The sequence below is a fragment of the Bacillus sp. DTU_2020_1000418_1_SI_GHA_SEK_038 genome, assembly GCF_032341175.1.
In the GTDB taxonomy this organism is placed as follows: domain Bacteria; phylum Bacillota; class Bacilli; order Bacillales; family Cytobacillaceae; genus Cytobacillus.
On record NZ_CP135435.1, the window covers coordinates 4064424 to 4084063 of the forward strand.

At 38.3% G+C, this 19640-nt stretch carries 17 protein-coding genes and 1 riboswitch; of the genes, 9 read left to right on the forward strand and 8 right to left on the reverse strand.

The genetic code is table 11. The features are described from left to right. The first annotated feature begins 7 nt into the window (after window positions 1-7). Window positions 8-1174: an MFS transporter gene (locus tag RRV45_RS20195; RefSeq protein ID WP_315666445.1), complete on the forward strand. Its 1167-nt coding sequence runs from the start codon at window positions 8-10 to the stop codon at window positions 1172-1174. Between the two features lie 474 nt (window positions 1175-1648). Here the strand turns inward: RRV45_RS20195 and RRV45_RS20200 are convergent, their stop codons facing one another. After that, window positions 1649-2341 (reverse strand): SDR family oxidoreductase, encoded by a 693-nt coding sequence (locus RRV45_RS20200; protein WP_315666446.1) that lies wholly within the window; start codon window positions 2339-2341, stop codon window positions 1649-1651. Window positions 2342-2629: 288 nt separating this feature from the next. After that, a complete protein-coding gene (locus tag RRV45_RS22155) occupies window positions 2630-2701 on the reverse strand; it encodes a LacI family DNA-binding transcriptional regulator (RefSeq protein ID WP_410489395.1) in 72 nt (23 codons plus the stop codon). 119 nt (window positions 2702-2820) lie between these two features. Here RRV45_RS22155 and RRV45_RS20205 point away from each other — a divergent pair, with 119 nt between their 5' ends. The 3 genes from RRV45_RS20205 (at window position 2821) to RRV45_RS20215 (ending at window position 6230) form a co-directional block, all read left to right on the forward strand. Further along, entirely contained in the window at window positions 2821-3375 is a 555-nt protein-coding gene (locus tag RRV45_RS20205) for a helix-turn-helix domain-containing protein (protein WP_315666447.1), read from the forward strand. Window positions 3376-3539: 164 nt separating this feature from the next. Next, window positions 3540-4847, forward strand: a complete 1308-nt coding sequence (locus tag RRV45_RS20210) for a uracil-xanthine permease family protein (RefSeq protein WP_315666448.1) — start codon at window positions 3540-3542, stop codon at window positions 4845-4847. A gap of 18 nt (window positions 4848-4865) precedes the next feature. Continuing rightward, window positions 4866-6230, forward strand: coding sequence for an amidohydrolase (locus RRV45_RS20215; RefSeq protein ID WP_315666449.1), 1365 nt, complete (start codon window positions 4866-4868; stop codon window positions 6228-6230). Between the two features lie 314 nt (window positions 6231-6544). Here RRV45_RS20215 and RRV45_RS20220 read toward each other — a convergent pair whose 3' ends face one another. The 5 genes from RRV45_RS20220 to RRV45_RS20245 all read right to left on the reverse strand — a co-directional run bounded on the left by RRV45_RS20220 (window position 6545) and on the right by RRV45_RS20245 (window position 14077). Further along, the gene (locus RRV45_RS20220) at window positions 6545-6667 is read right to left on the reverse strand and encodes a hypothetical protein (RefSeq protein ID WP_315666450.1); all 123 of its coding nucleotides are present in this window, start codon (window positions 6665-6667) and stop codon (window positions 6545-6547) included. A gap of 514 nt (window positions 6668-7181) precedes the next feature. Next, window positions 7182-9122, reverse strand: coding sequence for a choice-of-anchor I family protein (locus RRV45_RS20225; RefSeq protein ID WP_315666451.1), 1941 nt, complete (start codon window positions 9120-9122; stop codon window positions 7182-7184). A gap of 1188 nt (window positions 9123-10310) precedes the next feature. Next, window positions 10311-11378 (reverse strand): SGNH/GDSL hydrolase family protein, encoded by a 1068-nt coding sequence (locus tag RRV45_RS22160; RefSeq protein ID WP_410489313.1) that lies wholly within the window; start codon window positions 11376-11378, stop codon window positions 10311-10313. 530 nt (window positions 11379-11908) lie between these two features. Continuing rightward, entirely contained in the window at window positions 11909-12187 is a 279-nt protein-coding gene (locus tag RRV45_RS20240; RefSeq protein ID WP_315666452.1) for a hypothetical protein, read from the reverse strand. A 204-nt stretch (window positions 12188-12391) separates the two neighbouring features. Then, the gene (locus RRV45_RS20245; RefSeq protein WP_315666453.1) at window positions 12392-14077 is read right to left on the reverse strand and encodes a peptide ABC transporter substrate-binding protein; all 1686 of its coding nucleotides are present in this window, start codon (window positions 14075-14077) and stop codon (window positions 12392-12394) included. Window positions 14078-14351: 274 nt separating this feature from the next. Between RRV45_RS20245 and RRV45_RS20250 the strand changes: the two genes are divergently transcribed. The 4 genes from RRV45_RS20250 to RRV45_RS20265 all read left to right on the forward strand — a co-directional run bounded on the left by RRV45_RS20250 (window position 14352) and on the right by RRV45_RS20265 (window position 16901). Beyond that, window positions 14352-15431, forward strand: coding sequence for a M24 family metallopeptidase (locus RRV45_RS20250; RefSeq protein WP_315666454.1), 1080 nt, complete (start codon window positions 14352-14354; stop codon window positions 15429-15431). 526 nt (window positions 15432-15957) lie between these two features. Continuing rightward, the gene (locus RRV45_RS20255; RefSeq protein WP_315666455.1) at window positions 15958-16173 is read left to right on the forward strand and encodes a hypothetical protein; all 216 of its coding nucleotides are present in this window, start codon (window positions 15958-15960) and stop codon (window positions 16171-16173) included. Continuing rightward, entirely contained in the window at window positions 16173-16538 is a 366-nt protein-coding gene (locus tag RRV45_RS20260) for a type II toxin-antitoxin system PemK/MazF family toxin (protein ID WP_315666456.1), read from the forward strand. The genes RRV45_RS20255 and RRV45_RS20260 overlap by 1 nt, the downstream gene beginning before the upstream one ends. A gap of 144 nt (window positions 16539-16682) precedes the next feature. Further along, entirely contained in the window at window positions 16683-16901 is a 219-nt protein-coding gene (locus tag RRV45_RS20265) for a hypothetical protein (RefSeq protein WP_315666457.1), read from the forward strand. Between the two features lie 149 nt (window positions 16902-17050). Here the strand turns inward: RRV45_RS20265 and RRV45_RS20270 are convergent, their stop codons facing one another. Next, window positions 17051-17614, reverse strand: coding sequence for a DUF7713 domain-containing protein (locus RRV45_RS20270; protein ID WP_315666458.1), 564 nt, complete (start codon window positions 17612-17614; stop codon window positions 17051-17053). An 852-nt stretch (window positions 17615-18466) separates the two neighbouring features. Beyond that, window positions 18467-18605, forward strand: a riboswitch (SAM riboswitch). 123 nt (window positions 18606-18728) lie between these two features. Between RRV45_RS20270 and RRV45_RS20275 the strand changes: the two genes are divergently transcribed. Beyond that, complete coding sequence (locus RRV45_RS20275) at window positions 18729-19181, forward strand: OsmC family protein (RefSeq protein ID WP_315669103.1); 453 nt, start codon at window positions 18729-18731, stop codon at window positions 19179-19181. The last annotated feature ends 459 nt before the right edge of the window (window positions 19182-19640 follow it).

Sequence of the window (19640 nt, forward strand, 5' to 3'; positions counted from 1 at the left end):
AACACGTGTGGCCAAAGAGGAGTCACTGTTATCACTTAAATTGCATTTGTTTATTTTTAATGCAACAAACACCATTATTATTAGCTTTTTACCAATATACTTGAAATATAAGGGATTGATGAGCACAGAAATTGGATGGGTGCTTGCCACTGGACTACTTGCATCCATCTTTTCACAAGTATTTTGGGGATATATAAGTGATAAATATAAAGTTGTAAAACGAATACTCTTGATTTGTACGTATGGCTTTCTGGTAAGCAGTTTCATATTCTTTCAATTGACTGACGTGGTAGCTATTCTTATGGTCGGGGCAGTATTCTACTTTTTTTCAACCCCTATTGGAGCACTTATAGACAGCCTTGCCCAGCGGAAAGCAATTAAAAATGGTGTGTCATTCGGCTCAATCCGAACTTGGGGGTCCATTGGTTTTGCAGCTTCATCACTTATTGTTGGAAAAATACTAGCCTTGATCGGTATTCAACATTTAATATGGCCGTTTCTGTTCCTTGGATTCATGACGCTTTTTTCGACATATAGGCTAAAGGATGTAAAAGCAGCAACCGATAAGGTTCGGTTACACAATGTTCAACAGCTTATCAAAAATAAACCTTTATTAATCTTTTTACTGCTAATTCTTTTATTATCAATTTCACATCGAACAAATGACAATTTTATTAGCTTATACATTATTCAACTCGGTGGCAGTGAAAATCTAGTGGGTATATCATGGTTTATTGCTGTTTTAAGTGATGCGATCATTTTTGCATTTGCTGGTTTTTGGTATAAAAAATACCACCCTATGCTTTTTATTATCGTTGCCGGGGTACTATATAGTTTACGATGGTTCACATATAGCATTATTAATGAGCCTATACTTATAGTTTCATTACAATTCTTAAATGGATTGACATTTGCCTGTTTCTATATTGCAGCATTTGACTACATTTCTCGTCTAATTCCAAGCATACTTAAATCGACCGGCCATCTACTTTTTTATGCGATCTTTTTTGGATTATCGGGTATCATTGGATCTATTTTGGGTGGTATACTGTTTGATACTTTTGGGGGTGGCACCCTCTATTTTGTGATGGGTTGTTTGGCCTTGGTTGGGACTACTTTAACAACAGTCCATTATACTCCCTCATTCAGGAAGAATATTGAATCCGGTATCTAACAGTTGTAAGCTTATAACCCATTATCCGAGGGATATTCAGTCTTTGACTGTAGTGTGTGTGGAAAATAAAAAGAGGTAACTGCCCTATAGATTAGTGAAGGGGTTACCTCTGTCTTTTAATTTCAATAATCAACTTTTGTTTTTATGTAGAAGACGAAATTTAAAATCTTAAGCGGACAATGGATCAGCTATTGTTATTAAATGAGCCTAATTTAATGTCTAAGTGGATGATGTCCATAAGACTCATATAAAAACCTAGTGTACGGGACAGCATCCAGTTTAACAACACATACAGAAATGCTTTGTATAAAAGTAGGCACCTTTGCCCTTACAACCTGATGGATACCCGTCTAACATCTTACACTCAGAATGTTGTATCTTGAAAGCAAAGCCCGCTACTATGTTAGGGATTATTCGCCCCCTGAAGCGGGCAGCCAAATACCTTAGCAGAACCCACTCTATACCCAAGCCCCACTAAATTTTATTTTTAATAACAACTTCCGTGACAATCAGATTTTTTCGAAGTTTAGCGTTATCAATGATTATATCTGCTATATCATCTGGATCCATCAAGTCCTTCATTTTCTCTTCTGTTAAAATGCCCTCCCAGAAAGGTGATTTCATTCCGCCCATATAGGCACCGAACACCCGAATGCCCGTGTCATTTAGTTCGAGGGCAAGGCTCTCTGTGAATCCGCGCACACCGAATTTACTCGCACAATAAACGGACTCAGTGACTTTTCCTTCAATTCCAGCCGTTGACACAACATTTACAATAATGCCTTGATTACGCTCTTTCATACTTGGCAGGACTTCTTGTGTGCAAAAAATCGTTCCCTTTAAATTAATATCAATCATGCCATGCACATGTTCTTCTGATAAATTTTCCGCCAAATCAAATACACCGAGTCCAGCATTATTGATTAATAAATCAATGGGCCCCACTTCTTCCTTTATGGACCACATCACCTTTTCTACCGAACTTTTGGACGTAACATCCAACTCGTAAATAGAGTAGCTGTTAGTTAATTGTTTAGCTGTTTCCTCAAGTTTTGAAGCCCTTCTTCCTATTAAACATACATGGCAGCCCATAGTAGAATATTTTTTAGCGAGAGAAGCACCTAGTCCGCTGCCAGCACCTGTAATAACAACAACTTTTAGATCCAAAGCTTATCCTCCTTCTATTTTTCTCCGTCAGAATCCAAGGCGCCATTAGCACACTCTTGAACCCCTAGATAATCAATGGCTAGGGCAATATAATATTGAATGGAGTCGAGGTATTTTTGAATTTCAACCCATTCATCACGCTGGTGGGCTTATTTAAGTTCTCCCGGTCCATAAATTAAAATAGGAACTTTAGGCAGGTGTGCCTTGTAAATTCTGTATAATAGTTTACCCCGCCCGGCTTTAATATTTCCTTACACTCCAATTTTTGAGCTATTTGAATCTCTAACTTTAATTATACCTTGAAACTGTTGCCACAGATACTCCCGATAATTTCGCAACATCTCTTATTGTGGTTGTCAAACTAAGTCACCTCTTTAAAGAAAAAAGGGTTTCCGCACAAAATCAAGAATATTTCCAATATAGAATAATAAGTTTTGAATGTAACCTAACTAAAAAATTTATTAATAAAAGGTGATCAATTGAATATTGGAAATGCGGTAAAGGCACAAAGAATTTCAAAAAACCTATCTGTTCGGGAATTGGCGGCACGGACGGGATTGTCCCCCGGGTCGATTAGCAAGATTGAGAATGGGAAAACGATTCCTAATGTCATGACTTTGAAAAATATTGCGGATGCAATGGAAGTACCGGTTGCTTATTTTTTTCTAGAAGAGGAGGAACAGCTAGTCCAGATCATACGAAAAAAAGACAGGCCTGTATTAACAAGAAATATTAGTGAAACGGGGGAAGTGACAGAGGAAATGCTTTCTAATGGAAAGGACAATTTAATGCAGCCGTGCATTATTACCTTTTCAGGAGGAAGCCATTCAGGTGAAGCCATTTCACATAAGGGAGAAGATTTTATTTATGTTTTAAAAGGAAACCTATTATGTGTTTTAGAAGGATTGGATCGTTATGAATTAGAAGAAGGCGATTCGATGTACTTTCCTAGCACAATCCCGCACAGGTGGGAAAACCTATCAAAAACGGAGGAAGCTAAAATAATGGTTGTCGCCTCCCCTGCTAGTTTTTAAAATTGATCTGCAACTTCGAGTGGAGCAACTCTGAGCCAAATGGCTTTAGGATTGCTCCACTCTTTTTTCCAAAAAAAAACATTTATTTTCTATGCATCGTTTCCTTCTAGAAACAATATATATTTAAGGAAACATAAAATAACTTTTGACAGGGGGTTTACTTATTGGAGAAACAGAGTGAAATTCAGCTGGTGGCTAATGTAGATGACAAAATACCCGCAGGACAAGCCATTTTTCTAGGGTTTCAGCATGTACTCGCAATGGATCTTTATATTGTTCCTATTATTTTGGCGGGCGCACTTTCAATGGGAGTGAGTGACAAGTCTTTCCTTATTCAGATGACTTTTTTAGCTGCAGGCATTGCGACCATTATTCAAACGAAATGGGGGCTTAAACTCCCGGTTGTTCAAGGACCTTCTTATATACCGTTAGGAGCGCTCGCTTTTATCGGAGGGACTCTTGGTTTATCAGCCATGATTGGCAGTTTAATACCTGGTGCCATCCTATTAGCGGTTTTAGGATATTTTAAGCTGATTGGAAAAATTATTGAAAAACTAATCCCACCAATTGTTGCTGGGACGGTCATTCTTGTGATCGGTGTCGCGCTAATGCCAGTGGCTATGAAAAATGTTTTCTATTCTCCTGTTGGTGACCCAAAGGCAAATTTAATCATCGCAGGAACATCGGCATTGTTATTAGTCATCTTCCTCATATTAGGCGGCAGGACGGGAAGGACATCAAAAATCATCAAATTACTTTCCGTTTTACTTGCTCTAACAGGTGGGACCATTGTTGCTGCAGCATATGGAATGGTCGACTTTTCACCGGTGAAAGAGGCTTCGTGGATTTCGTTTCCTAAGATTTTTTCTTATGGAATGCCTACATTTGATATCTCTGCAGTATTAACGATGGTCTTTATCTATTTTGTTATTTTAATAGAAAGTACTGGAACTTGGTTTGCGGTTGGAGCTGTTTCTAATAGCGAGATTACAAAGGAAAGGATAAACAGCGGAACGGCTGGAGAAGGACTTGGCTGTGCTATTGGCTCCGTCATTGGGGGCATGCCAGTCACAGGATATTCCACAAATGCCGGGATCATCGCTGTCACCGGTGTGGCAAGCAGAACAGCCATTCTAGCTGCAGGAGGAATACTCGTCATTCTCGGATTAATCCCTAAATTAACAACATTAATTTCTTGCATTCCAGAGGTTGTGATTATGGGTGTCTTCGCCATCGTGACGGTCATTATTGCGATGAACGGGCTAAGGATTATAAAAAACATTGATTTTACTGAAAGAAATATGATTGTCGTTGGGATTCCAGTCCTGTTAGCCATTGGAGGGATGGTCATTCCTGCTGAAATCGTCTCGCTGTTTCCGCAATTTATTCAATATTTAATTTCAGCCGGTATGGCGATTGGGGCTATTTTTGCAGTGCTACTAAACTTAGTTTTGCCTAAAGATGCAAAGTGAAAATTAGGAGGATCATGAATGTCGCAAATTTTATTGAAAAATGCCTATCTCGTTACAATGAATAAAGACAAACAAGTTTATGAAAATGGAGATATTTTAATAGAAAACAACAAAATCGTTAAAGTCGGAAAGGTAAATCGGGAAAGCGTGCAAAATCATGCGGAGGTCATAGATTGTACCGGAAAAATGATATTGCCCGGCTTGGTCAACACCCATGTTCATACAACACAACAATTGGGGCGCGGCCTTGCTGATGATGTGGATCTGCTCACCTGGCTCAGAAAAAGAACTTGGCCATATGAAAGCAGTATGAGTAAAGAGGAACAATATTTGTCCGCCATCGCTTGCTGCATAGAATTAATTAAATCCGGCGTCACTTCTTTTGCAGAAGCAGGAGGTTTCCATGTCGATTCAATCGGAAAAGCAGTAGAAAAAATGGGAATTCGCTGTGCTTTGGCAAGATCTACAATGGATGCCGGCGAAGGCCTCCCTGAAAATTGGATTGAACAGACGGATGAAACGTTAAATATACAATTAGAAGCATTTGAAAAATGGAACAATCGAGCAAATGGGCGCGTTAAATACTGGTTTGGTGTTCGAACTATTTTTAATGCAACGGAGGAACTTCTCCTAAGAACGAGAGAAATAGCAGATAAACTATGTACGGGTGTTCATATGCATATAGCCGAGATTCCTGAAGAAAATGAATTTTCAAAGGAGAAATTTGGTTATTCGACAGTGGAGTATTTGTCAAATATCGGCTTTTTAGACAAAAACCTGATAGCTGCACACACGGTTTGGCTAACAAATAAGGAAGTTGATTTATTTAGAAATCATGATGTGAAAGTATCCCATAATCCAGCCGCAGCGATGAGAGTGCTCGGTTTTGCCAAGATCCCTGAAATGGTTTCAAAAGGAGTCACTGTTTCGATTGGGACAGACGGGGCACCTTGTAATAATCGAATGGATATGATCGATGAAATGCATCTTACCGCTCTCATTCATAAAGGCAGAACGTTGGATCCAAAAGTAATTCCTGCTGAGACAATTCTTGAAATGGCAACCATTAATGGAGCGAAGGCGATTCTGCAGGAGAGTGAAATCGGAAGCCTGGAGGCTGGAAAAAAAGCGGACTTGATTATTATCAATCCGCATTCAATCGGCAGCCTCCCCCTTCACGATCCCGTTTCTAATCTAGTTTATGCCATGCATTCATCGAATGTTGAATCGACAATGTGTGACGGCAAATGGATTATGAAGGATCGGAATATTTTAGTTGTGGATGAGGAAGAAATCTTAATAGAAGCGCAGAAAATGGCGGAAAGTATAAGAAAAAGAGCAGGCATTCATTTGCCTGAACGGTTTCAGACGATTAGGTACTAAAAATTATTTTACCAAGGGGGCCTACACGGGTCCCCTAATTATTTACCTCCAATCTGTAAAAACCCTTGTACCGCTTGAGAATATTTTTTTACTTTTGAAGAAATAATCTTAAGCGGACATTGAGTCCTTTATTTTAATAGAATGACTATATTTTTCATCCAATTACAAGCTTAGACATAAAATTGGTTTTATTGCACATTATCCGCCAAATGTTCATTTACCCTATGGAAAAGAGTACTTAATTTAGTTGTATATAATCTAGGTTGTACTTATCCCTGTTTTGACCACTCAAAATACATAAATTGAGATAAAAATTACACTTTTACAGGGTGAGTGGAAGGTTTGTCAGCCAGATTTGGTTGTTTATCAGCCAAATTGAGGAGTTTGTCAGCCAATTTCAGGTAGTTGTCAGCCAAATTGACTGGTTTATCAGCCAATCCTCAAAACTGCCACCCATCGCTTGGATACCAGCTAATTCCTGAGTTTGAATTAGTTAAAGCACATATTGTTTTACTGCACATTCCCTCCAACTGCGTAATAAAAATCCGGCATTTCTGCCAACTTCAACATATTATTTTTCCTCAATTATTTTATATTAGTGATATTGGAAATTGGGATAGCGTTAGCAGTGAAAAGCATTTTTTCGGGACCCTACTAACCAAACAATTGATTAGCCTTTTTTCCTTAAAATTTATTTCGAGACTCTACTGATCAAACGTTTGATTAAACTTTTTACCGAATATATATTTCGAGTCCCTACTGACCAAACGTTTGATTAAAACTTTTGAGCAACGATGTAGATGAATTTTGTAAGTTGAACAACAAAAAACCCACCATCGGTTAAGATGATGAGCTAAATTGGACTAATTTCTTCTGCTGTAAAAACCCGACTTTTCTATAACTCTATATCCCTTTTTGGATGAAAACACTAAATCCGTCCCCGTTTTTTGTTTATTTCAATTGCTCCAATTTATGTTTAGATGGAGTTTGGTAAGATACATGGCCATCAATTTTTGTCACATAATGTCCATCGCCAATCGAATATTGGCCGCCGAATTCGTTGTCATAGCGATATACGCGGTATTTTTCACCGGGATTAAGGACTCTTACGAATTGGAGACCCTTATCTGTTCGTTTCCATAGATTGATAGGTTTTTCGATGGCAAGTCTGCCAATTTGCCCCTTTTTCAAGATAACGCCATCCCAATAGACAAGCGGTGTTTCCTTGGCAGGGACTTCGACTTCGGGCGCAGCCATGTCTTTTCTGCCAAATTCATAGATTGCAACCGTACCGGATACTTCATGAGTCGCAGCTAAAAGGGCATAACCTGTAGGACTTTTATCAGCTGAAATAAAACGTAAACCTTCAGGTGATACATCCCCTTTAATATCCTCACTGTAATCTCTACTTGAAATAAATGTAACGAATTCAGGCTTCAGTGGATTCGCAAGGTCATACACCATAATTCCGCTCACTCGCTCCAATGCGATAAATGCATACGTTTTCCCATCAATTTCCCCACTAACAACAGTTTCTGGTTCTGGTCCTTTTGCAGAACTCCGTTTGTCATACGCGATTTCCTCGTTATCCGTGTTAAAGAACTCAGGGAGTGCTTCCGATGTGATTTTTTCAAAGTCACTTCCGCTATCATACACTAGCTCCATTGTTTCAGCGTCAAAGATCGAGAAACTGCGCCCACCATACGAATAAAGCGCTTCATAAGAACCATCCGTTGCCATCCCTTGTTCGAGTGTGATTTTTGTTTTCTTCATCTCATCGAATAATCCATCGGCAACTTTTTGATCAAGTTCTTCTTGCGTGAAACCTTTATAATGATCGGCATTCAATTTAATCTTGTCGGCGATATCACCGATTTCTGCCTCTTCGGAATACGCTTCGTAATCTCGGGTGTCACCTTCATTAGGTGTCAAAATATATGTTTTACCTCCGGCTGTAAATGTATCAATGGCATCTGGCATGTAAAAACCTAAAAGAGGAAGACGTTCAATTGTTGTTTCTTTGTTCCGCTTCCCATCTAGTTCATTCCCTGGAAGAGAGTGATCTTTTACACCAAGTCCTTTCACATGAAGGATTTTTTCTGCCACAAGGTCAACTGTCGCGATTGCGTTGTTTTCTTGCATCGATACATACGCTACTTTACTATCTTGAGAAACCGCTACATACTCAGGTTCCAATTGTTGAAGAGCTGTCCCTTTAGAATTTAAACGGACTTTTTCATCAATTTCTACATCCTTAAACGAAAGTGTATTTGCTGTAAATTTACTTGGCTCTTTCGTGACGTCAATGATTGAAATCGTCCCTTCCGGATCAACTGCGTAATCATCACTTGGCTCTCCTTCATTTGCAACGATCGCTTTCGTTCCGTCTGGTGTAAATGTCACCATGTCAGGCAACGAACCCACTCGCACTTTCGACATATATTCTCCGTCTTTTGATAGAAAAACAATATAGCCTGGGTCTGTCTTCGGATTGCTAACAACAGAAAGAGCAACTAAATCTTTTGTCGGATGGGAGGCAACACTTGTAATATCTGCTGCGTTTTCAATTCCAAAATCCGCTAATAATACGCGTTTTAATGATTTTACTTTTTTAAATTCACCTGACGTTAGTTGTTCAAAAGAAAGAATATCAATTCCAGAAGCAGCTCCATTTGTGACAAAAGCACGCTTTAGTGTCTCATCGTAAGCCATAATCTCAGTGCCACCAATGCCTACACCACTGTCATATTGACCAATTTGAGTAACCTTTAAATGGTCCTCTTTATATTGAAAAAAAGATGATTGTTCCGCGAATACATTGTACGGCTGGCTTGCACCAAAGAGAATACCTGCTGCCGCAATTCCTGCAACTATGTTCTTTCTCAATTTCATCTGCTAGACCCCCAAAATATATTATCTATCAGAAACCAATTCTAGTTGTCTATTATTAAGAAAGTATGAATGTATTGTATTTTATCTGTATTTTTCCAGTAATTTTGGGTGCTAGGATTGGTGGAGACTAAAATTTCAACAGAACCCTTCCTTCATAACTATTTGACAAGAAAACTTTCTAAATTACCATTTGTGTATTCGCTTATAAAAACTGGTTGCTTTGACATATATAGCTCCACTTTTCCAAATATCGGTATACTAAACTAGCATATCGAGAGTATATTATTCATCCAATTTCAAGCTTAGGTATAAAATTGGTTTCATCGCACATTATAATCGCATTATTACAATGTGGTTGGAAGTTTATCAGCCAGATTTGGTAGTTTATCAGCCGAATTGAGGAGTTTGTCAGCCAATTTCAGGTGGTTGTCAGCCAAATTGACTGGTTTATCAGCCAATTCCCACAGGTTACCCCCAAATCGAACGGATACCAGCTAATTCCTGAGCTTGATATCAGTTAAAGTACATATTGTTTTACTGCACTTTCCCTCCAAATGCGTAATAAAAATCTGGCTTTTCTGCCAACCTCAATATATTATTTTTCCTTAATTATTTTATTCCAGTGATATTGGGAATTGGGATAGCGTCAGCAGTGTAAAGCATTTTTTTATTTCGTGACTCTACTGATCAAACGATTGATTAAACTTTCGACCTAATATTTACTCCGAGTCTCTACTAACCAAACGTTTGATTGAAACTTTTGATTAACGATGTAGATGAGTTTTGAAAGTTGAGCAACAAAAAAACCCATCATCAGTTAAGATGATGAGCTAAATAAGACTAGTTTCTTCTGCTGTATAAACCCGACTTTTCTATAACTCTAAATCCTTTTTGGAAGAAAACACTAAAACCATCCTATGTTTTGTTTATCGCAGATTAACGAGCTGTAAGACCCTCACTTCAAGAAGTTGAATAAATCAAAAATTTCTAAGTGGGCGATCAACAGCCTGTAATGGCCTGAATTTAGGAACACAGACTTAGAACGCGATGTCCTGTGGCAACATCTGTGTGACCCACATCCTATGGGCCGCAACTAACAATCAGTGGGGGATGAAGGCAGACTAAGTACGCAACGTCTGCACCAGCACTTCCTGTGCGTCGAAAACCCCAACTGATTGAATTTTCACTTTATTTCAATTGCTCCAATTTATGTTTAGATGGAGTTTGGTATGATACATACCCTTCTATTTTTGTCACATAGTGTCCATCGCCAACCGAATATTGGCCGCCGAATTCGTTGTCATAGCGGTATACGCGGTATTTTTCACCGGGATTTAGGACTCTGACGAACTGGAGACCCTCGTCTGTGCGTTTCCATAGATTGATAGGTTTTTCGATGGAAAGTCTTCCGATCTGGCCCTTTTTCAAGATAACGCCATCCCAATAAACAAGCGGTGTTTCCTTGGCAGGCACTTCGACTTCTACTTCCTCTTCTGGTGCAGCTGGTTTCATCACATTCCAGAAAAGCTCCGATATCGCCTTGTAGCCGTCTTCGCTCAAATGAATATCTTTTGGGTTTGGTAAAAAAGCAATATTTTGTGCGATGACATCTGCAGTTGGAACGTAGGCAGAGACGGATTGGGTCGCAATTTGCTCAATCATTGAATTTAGTGCAGTTAATAATTGGTTGAGAGCAGGCTGGTGCTCAGCCGGCAAATGCGGATATGGATTGTAGTAGCCCATGATATAAAGCTTTATATCTGGATTTAACGATTTTACAGCAGTAATAATTTTAACAAGGTTTTGTTGAATTTCCGCAAAGGTTTGCTTAACCTCTTCCTGATCAAAAGAAACGGTTTGATTTTCCGGGTCAATCTTAATCTTCTTTAAAATATCATTGGCGCCGATATCTAGAGTCACATGCGTGGCTTGGCTCAAAACAGCTTGGATTCCATCGTTGTCCCCTTTGGTCACGTTATTGGCAATGTCTTCAAGTACATTTGTTGTCGTATAACCTGGTACGGCGTAATCCCTGACAAATGTTTGGAGAACCTCAGCGCTCTTGAAGTTTTCCGCAATAAAGTCAGGATAGCCCTTGCCAATCTCGCCATACGGCGTTAGGCCGGCAGCCAGGGAATCCCCAAGACTAACATAATAAACATTATTTTCTACAGCAGCTGAGCTGGCAATTGGCTGCGCCACCATCCCAAATAAAAGCGCAAACACGAATAAAACCTTTGCAAAATACTTAGACAAATAGACCTCCTACTTTCATAACAATTTAGAATATTCAAACAACACTCTATTAGTCTACCTTAATTAAATAGGAAAAAACAACTAGAAAAATTAGCGATGTGGGTAATATTTGTTGACATTTTTCGCTATTAAGTGGAAGCACGGGAACGTTACTTTCACTTCCTTTTGTGGATAGGAGGGCTTTCTCTTATAATTTCCAAAGGTTGTTTGCAATTTAAGTCATTGCTCCATATGTCGTCATTTTCCTATCTACTTCCTATCCGGAGATGGTGGACGGCCCATCAGCTTTCAGTAGTTGCTAGATCAATATTTTCATACTTCCTTTGAAATAACTAGAAATATATGAACAAATGTTTTTGTTGTGACCTTCTATCTGAGCTTGGCGGACATCAGGTCCGTTATTTGCGGTAAAAGGGGCTATTTCCTTATGTTTGAGGACATACATTCCTTTAATTTGTAAGAAAGCAGTGATTTCCTAGTGTTTCTCAGCAGATAACGTACTCAGTGTCCGCTTAGCCCTTCAATTAGCGTCATTTTAGGAGAAAACTAATAATTTCGCTTCTAATTTTGTGGTTTGACGCCAATTTTGGCCGGTTGTCAGCCATTTCGAGGCGTTTATCAGCCATTTCGAGGCGTTTATCAGCCAATTCGTGGCGCTTATCAGCCAATTCATGGCGCTTATCAGCCAATTCACGGCATTTATCAGCCAATTCACGGCATTTATCAGCCAATTCACGGCATTTATCAGCCAATTCACGGCATTTATCAGCCAATTCACGGCATTTGTCAGCCAATTCTCCAACCTCCATGTTTTTTCCCACCCGAACAAGTTTCCTCTACAATTTTAATAAATAAAAGCATCCACAGTAAAAAACACTATCCATATGGAGTAGTGATCACGGTAAAGATTTTAGGTGAGATTCCTTCCAACTGTAGTCGGAAGATCATTTACAAAGTAACCTCAAGCTGAACAAAAACAAAACGCCTGGGTTTGACCCCAAGCGCTGTATTGCCTATTTCCCCTCAATATATGTCCATTTATAACTGTAGGTTGAATTCGGATGAGCAACAAAACCTTTTACATATGGCTTCACAAGGAAGGCTTCACTTGATTGATACATCGGTGAAATGACTGTATCCTGTTCGATTAGAATCCGTTCTGCTTCCTGCAAATCAGCTAAGCGACCATCTAGGTTAGAAAAATCAACTTGCGCTTTTTTAACCAGTTGGTCAAACTCAGGATTTTGATAGCTTTGCCAATTGAATGGACCATCTGAAAGGTGAAGGGACATTAGCTCAATTGGATCAGGATAATCAGTGCCCCATCCGGAGTGGGTCATATCATAATTTTGTTTTGTTTCCAGATCGAGTTTTTGTTTATTTGGCTGCTGGTTAATTTTAACCGTAAGTCCAGGCAAATTCGTCTCAAGTTGGTTCTTAATGTATTCTGCAACGGACTTTCGCTGTCCGTCATCATAGCTCAAAAATTCCAGTTCAATTGAATCAGTACCTAATTCCTCTAGGCCTGTTTGCCAATATTCCTTTGCTTTTTCCACTCCCTCAGAGTTTAAATCTCCATATTTATCTCTGAAATCTCCTCCATCGGAAGTTGATACTAGGTTTTCAGGGATTAAAAAGTAAGCTGGAAGAGATCCGTTTTTGAGAATAAATTCAGCAGACTCTTTTTTATTCCAAGCCATATCAATCGCTTTACGTATATTTGTATTACTTAAGTACTCATTTTCTAAATTAAAGCGTATAAAATATACCTCAATTTTCATAGTTGTTTGGAAATCTGGATGATCATGATATAAATCAACAAATTCTGATGACAGGCTCGTGACATCTACAGTATTTGTATCATAGAGATTTACAGCAGCTGAAACTTCCTTTACTACTTTATAATTAATGGCTTCAAGCTTTACAGCATTAGCATCCCAATAGGTTGGATTTTTTTTAAGCACCCACCCTTCTTCATGTTTCCATGAATCAAGTACAAACGGACCGTTATAAATTAAGTTTTCCGGCTCTAAAGCATATTTTTCCCCTTGGGAATTAATAAATTCTTCATTCTGAGGATAGAAAACAGCATTCGTTAATGTGTCAATGAAATATGGGATGGCATTTTCAAGCTTAACTTCTAATGTAAAGTCATCTAGAGCTTTAACACCTAATTCCTCAACCTTTCCGTAGAGCTCATCGTCCTTATCCTGTATTTTTGTTGCATTTACAATCGAATCTAATCTAAAGGCGTATGGTGAGAGAGTATCTGGGTGAAGTAATCTTTGCCAGGCGAATACAAAATCATGGGCGGTTACAGGTGATCCATTGCTCCATTTTGCGTCTTCTCTTAAATGGAATGTATAAGTTTTCCTGTCTTCACTGACTTCATGATCCTTTGCCATTCCAGGGGTAAGCTTGTGATTTTGATCTTGACGGTAGAGTCCCTCCATAATATTCATCATGATGGTGGCAGAAAGTCTGTCAATGACTCCATTTGTTTTTAATGAAGCGATTTCATATGGTGCGAATAGGTTTAAAGTTTGTGATTCCGAGCTGGTTGATGGATTATTTTCTTCTTTTTCAACGGTTGAATCTGTGGGTTTAACAGTTTCACTCCCTTTTCCATAGCAACCTGCCAAAGCTAATACGATTAAAATAGTTAGCAAGGCTCTTAAAGTCATTCGCTTATTTTTCAAATAAATCCCTCCATATTAAAATTAAATATAATATTTGCAAGTTGTGTGCCAATGTATTTAAAAGCCGGAAAGCGCCCAGCCTATATACCTATTTATCAAAAATATTCAGAAGTGTATAATTATTTTGAAAACCGAGTCAAAATATTTTGAATGTGTAAAATTGCTTTGAAGCTAGAATAGCAAAATAATTTTGCAAAGCCCGTTTTAAAAGGGATTATACAATGGCATAAAATTTGCAATGACCTTTATTGATAAAAATAAGAGGAGGTTACATATGGAAAGGATTCGTAGGCTAAGAGAAAGATTTCATGATTTAGGTGTAAATGGAATGATGATTATCAATCCATGGAACATGATATACATGTCTGGTTTTACGGGAAGCAACGGTGTGATTCTTATTTCTGAAACGGAAGCCAAACTCATTACAGATTATCGTTATTTTGATCAAGCTCGAGAACAGGCTGAGGATTATGAAATCGTGTTACATGCCGGTCACACTGGCCATAAAGGGAGAATTTATGAAGAAGTGGCTGTGCAAGTGAAAGAAATGAAGATTAGCAAGCTTGGTTTTGAGCAGGATCATCTAACATATGGTTTATTTAGTAAAAATAAAGACAACCTGTCAGCTGAATTAGTTCCTACCAGCAAGGTAGTAGAAAAGCTTCGAAAGATTAAATCAAAGGATGAGATTGAAAAACTAAGGTTTGCAGCAGAAGTAGCGGATAAAGCATTTGAACATATTTTAACAATTGTTCGGCCTGGAATAAGAGAGCTTGATATTTCAGATGCACTTACATCCGTTATTAAGGAGCATGGCTGTACGAATACAGCTTTTCCTCCAACGGTTGCTTCGGGTTATCGCGGCGCATTGCCTCATGGCCGTGCAAGTGAAAAAATAATTGAAAAAGGCGACATGATTACGATTGATTTTGGTGCGAATTATAAAGGGTATTGGTCAGATATCGCAAGGACGATTGCGGTTGGAGAGCCTACACCCGAATTAAGGAAAGTACACGATGTGGTACTGACCTCATTCCGAAATTGTGTAGCCAACATCAAACCTGGTTTAACCGATCAAGAGGTTGATGCATTAATGCGGGAAAACATCATTCAGCATGGCTATAACGATTATTCCGGACCAGGGACAGGACATGGCATTGGCATTGAAATCGGCGAGGATCCCTATTTCTCTGTTTTAAAAGACCAAGTATTAGAGGAAAATATGGTGATTACGGTCGAGCCTGGAATTTATTTAAAAGGTCTAGGCGGTGCAAGGGTTGAGGATGTCCTTCTTGTTACTAAAGATGGCTGTGAAAGTTTTAATCCATCAACGAAGGAACTGTTAATTTTATAGATTGTACTAAAATCCCGAAGGAGCTGCATTAAAAGTCTAATTGTACTTTTAAGGCAGCTCCTTTTAGCATGGATTTCGTTTGCATGGACATGGTTGTGCCACCCTAATAAATCGTAAACCCTATGCTTCCCTCTGGGTTTATTGGAACTCTACAAAATTTTGAAGCTACCCTTTCAGCGCCAACACTCCACCAGAATATGGATATTGAACACCATCAATTTTTTGTCATTATTAAATGTCAGTAATAGATATAGGTATCACTGCCCCTGAAATGTGGTATAAACGAAAAAATTCATTTTTTACCCTTTAGGAAGTTTTCCCTGTAAAGTTTTATCATAGCCGGGATCAAGCCCCAATGCTTGGAAGGCTTGCCGAAACATTGACTATCCCCACATAGCTTGGGTAATATATAAATAGGAAAAGTTGGAAATACAGTTTTTCTTTAAATTTCTTGCATATACTATCCTTGACCTTAACGATTAACAGCAGAGGAGAGTTGCAAGTGAAAAAAAGGAGGAAAAATAAAATGACTAAAACATTGAAGGCTCGAGTAAAGACTGGTAAAGCTTTAGGAATGCGTGGAAGGAAACCAAGTTTGGAAACTAAGAACGCTATCATGTCGAAACAAATAGAAGAATTACACCTTCAAGAAAAACAACCCATTCTAAAAGTAAATCAAAATGGAGTAGTGACAAATTTAGATTACAACAATCCACAACACATGAGGTGGCTAGAAGACTAATGAAAGCAGGAGAAATTTACGACCTTTATTTTCCATTTAAACCACCTATCAAGCCGGGCGAAGCTGCAGGTAAGACACGTCCGGCTTTAATTTTGTCTATTTCAACCGATGGAACAACAACCGCTATATTAGTAAAAATTACGGGCTCTAAGCCATCAAGCTCATTTCCTAATCGAATTCAAATTGTTCATTGGAGAGCAGCTGGATTAGAGAAACAATCATACGCTGAAATTAATTCCTCTTTGCCTTTTGATTTTAGCACAGTCCCACATACTTATAGAGGTGAACTGCAAGAATCAGATTTTAATAGAGTTCTATCTTCTTATTTGAAACTTAGAACTGGTGGTTCCCAAACCACAAGTTAATTAGAATTACATATTGCTATAAACCGAGACGTTATTAATTCTATTTAAAAGATAACAAACTAATGTCGAAGAAACCTTCATCCACAGATGCCCTCAGAAAAAGATTGCTTTTTTATACCTCAAGAAGCAAGGAGAGATACCATAATGGACACCCCTAAATTTATAAAGAATCACCAGGAGCATTTACAATTGATTAAAACCGCCATAGAAAAACAGGAAGCCTATCTTTTTATAGGGGCTGGATTTTCACAAAATGCTGAGCCTAAATCCGTTAAGCAGGAACATTATTCCAGAGGAAAACCACCTTTTTCTATTAGAAAGTCAGCCAAATTTACTGGTTTGTCAGCCAATTCCCGCAGGTAGTACCTAAATCTCTCTACATTGAAAAAGTCTTAATATAAGTGATATTTTCATATCGCACTTCCTAAAACTGAACATAAAAAAATAGACCTCTTGCAGATACTATAATGTATCTGTATTCCGTGATTCCTGAGTGTGATGTGTCTATTTTTTCAATCAACATCATCCGTTACATCATACATCTTTACTTTAATCTGAAAGCCCTCGTAAGTCATAAGCATCTTTCCAACTTCTTCCCATGCAAAAGGTTTTCCATCAATGATAATAAGGGGTACGCCGTCAGATGATTCATCATATTCAATAATGCCTGTGAACTGATCATGAATAATTGAATTGTATGCTTGTCCATTAGGGAATAGCTTTGACTTAACTTGTTGCATATGGATACCTTTTCGAGTCTTTTCAATTAGCTTAGTAAGTAATTCTGTCTGATTGGAATCCAATTCACCATGGATAGCAAATTTGTAACCATACTTTATGTCCTCCGCAGCCTCCAAGTAAAGCCCGACTGGATGCAGTCGCCTTTCCACATAGAAAGTTCTGCTTACACCTTGATAATCCTTCAATGAAAAGCTTTCTATCAACTGCTCTAGGTCTACCCCTAGCTCATCGGACATAATCTCGTTGTAGCAATTGTTACATAATCGCTTACTAGTTGCCCCGTCTTTCAATATGATTTTTACTTCATTCGTTCCGCAGCGCTCACACTTGTCCATATGCTCACCTATTTAGTTTTTCTTCTATTTTATCATAATGACAATTGGATTAGAAAAATGCAAAATTGCAATAGCATGTTCATTGCTTTGTACGCCAGCCTATCAAACACCCCTTTTCTTACAGGGAGCGTCAACCGTCCATCCGGTTTTTGTAGTTGCTAGATTGATATTATCATTTTCAATTCAAAAAATTAGCTAAATCCGATCATTTGCTCCGCGTTCTTTATTACCACATAGTAAAACCTTCAATTTATTCATACAACAAATTAAGCTTAAGATTGGCTTTATTGCACATTATCCTTCGAAGATTCATCTCCCCTTCAGAAAATACAAAATCACACAGAAAAAGGTACTCTAATCTATCAGTTCTGTAATCTAAGTTGTACCTAAGCCTGTTTAGGCCACTTAAACGACATATTGTTAGATAAAAACTTCACTTTGACAGAGAGGCTGAAGGTTTATCAGCCAAATTGGGCAGTTTGTCAGCCAGATTTTGAATTTGTCAGCCAATTCCAGGTAGTTGTCAGCCAAATTGACTGGTTTGTCAGCCAATTCCCACAGGTGGCACCTAAATCTCTCTACATTGCTTATATAAGTGAACTTTTCATGATCTCACTTCCAAAAATTACATCCCTGAACGTGGTAAAAAAATACAGGATTTCCTCCTGGAATAAAGTGAATAGGCGCATCTAGATTATTGTGCTTGATTACAATTAATATCCTAATAGACTTTTTTCCAAACCCTTTATCAACGCGGATCGGTACTAATTTCACAAAAAATAATTTGACTTAATTGAATTTTGTGATAATATAAATACAATAATTCCTATTGTTATACTACGAATTAAACTCTTTTTATCCAGATAGAGGGTGAGACTACCCCCGCGAACTCTCGGCATCCAGGTTTTAAAGCGAGGTCAGACATCACTCAGATTGCGAAGAACCCTGGTGCCAAATTCAGAAGAGTGGCTGCTCATTCCGAAGATAAGAAGGTGTTGGCAAAATGGCTTCACGTTTCGTAATGCACCCTTCTATTATCGTAAAGAAGAGTTGTCGTTTTTCCAAAGCTGTAAAGCAAGTAAATGAAATCCAAATTGGAAAGGGAGAGAAAAAGATGGCCATTTCAACATTTAAAGCAAAAACAGTTTTAAAAGAAAACGTATTAGTGGAAACAGAATCGAGAGGGCATAAAGTGATTGTGGATGAGCCAGCAACCTTAGGAGGAACTGATAAAGGAATGAATCCGGTGGAACTACTTCTGTCCGCTTTAGGTGCGTGCCAGTCAATCGTAGCGAGAACATATGCGAAGCAATTCAATATCGATCTTAAAAAGTTTTGGGTTGAATTAGAAGGAGATATTGACCTAGACGGGTTTTTTAACAAATCTGATGTAAGACCAGGATTCTTATCCATACTGTATACGTTTCATATCGAAACGGATGCCCCAGAAGATAAAGTCGAAGCATTTAAAGCATTCGTTGAAGATCATTGTCCTGTCGGCGACACGATTGCCAATCCTGTGAATCTTGTTTCTTCAAAAATGGTTGTTCATCAGCCTGTTAAATAAAATACGGCCGCAAAGATAAAAATACGAATATATAAACTAATAAGAGACACACAGGAAAATTAAATTCTTGTGTGTCTCTTTTAATATACGACTAATGTGAAACAGGATTTTCCCGGGCGTCACTGCGACGAAATGATCCTTTATTCCGCTAATACTTTTCAGGTCTCTATTAATCAAACGTTTAATTAAATCCCCTTAAATCCAGACAGGACAAGGGATTGAGACTGTTCAATCAAACGTTTGTTTAAAGGCCAGCTTGCACCGTGACAGGATCTCACTAAGTTTGTATCATAATAATTATTAAAATTTGGCCATTGCTTTAAATTGATATATAAATACGAACATACATATTAATCAAACGTTTAATTAAATCCACTCAAAGCCATACAGGACAAGGGATTGGGACTGTTCAATCAAACGTTTGTTTAAAGGCCATCTTGCACCGTGACAGGATCTCAC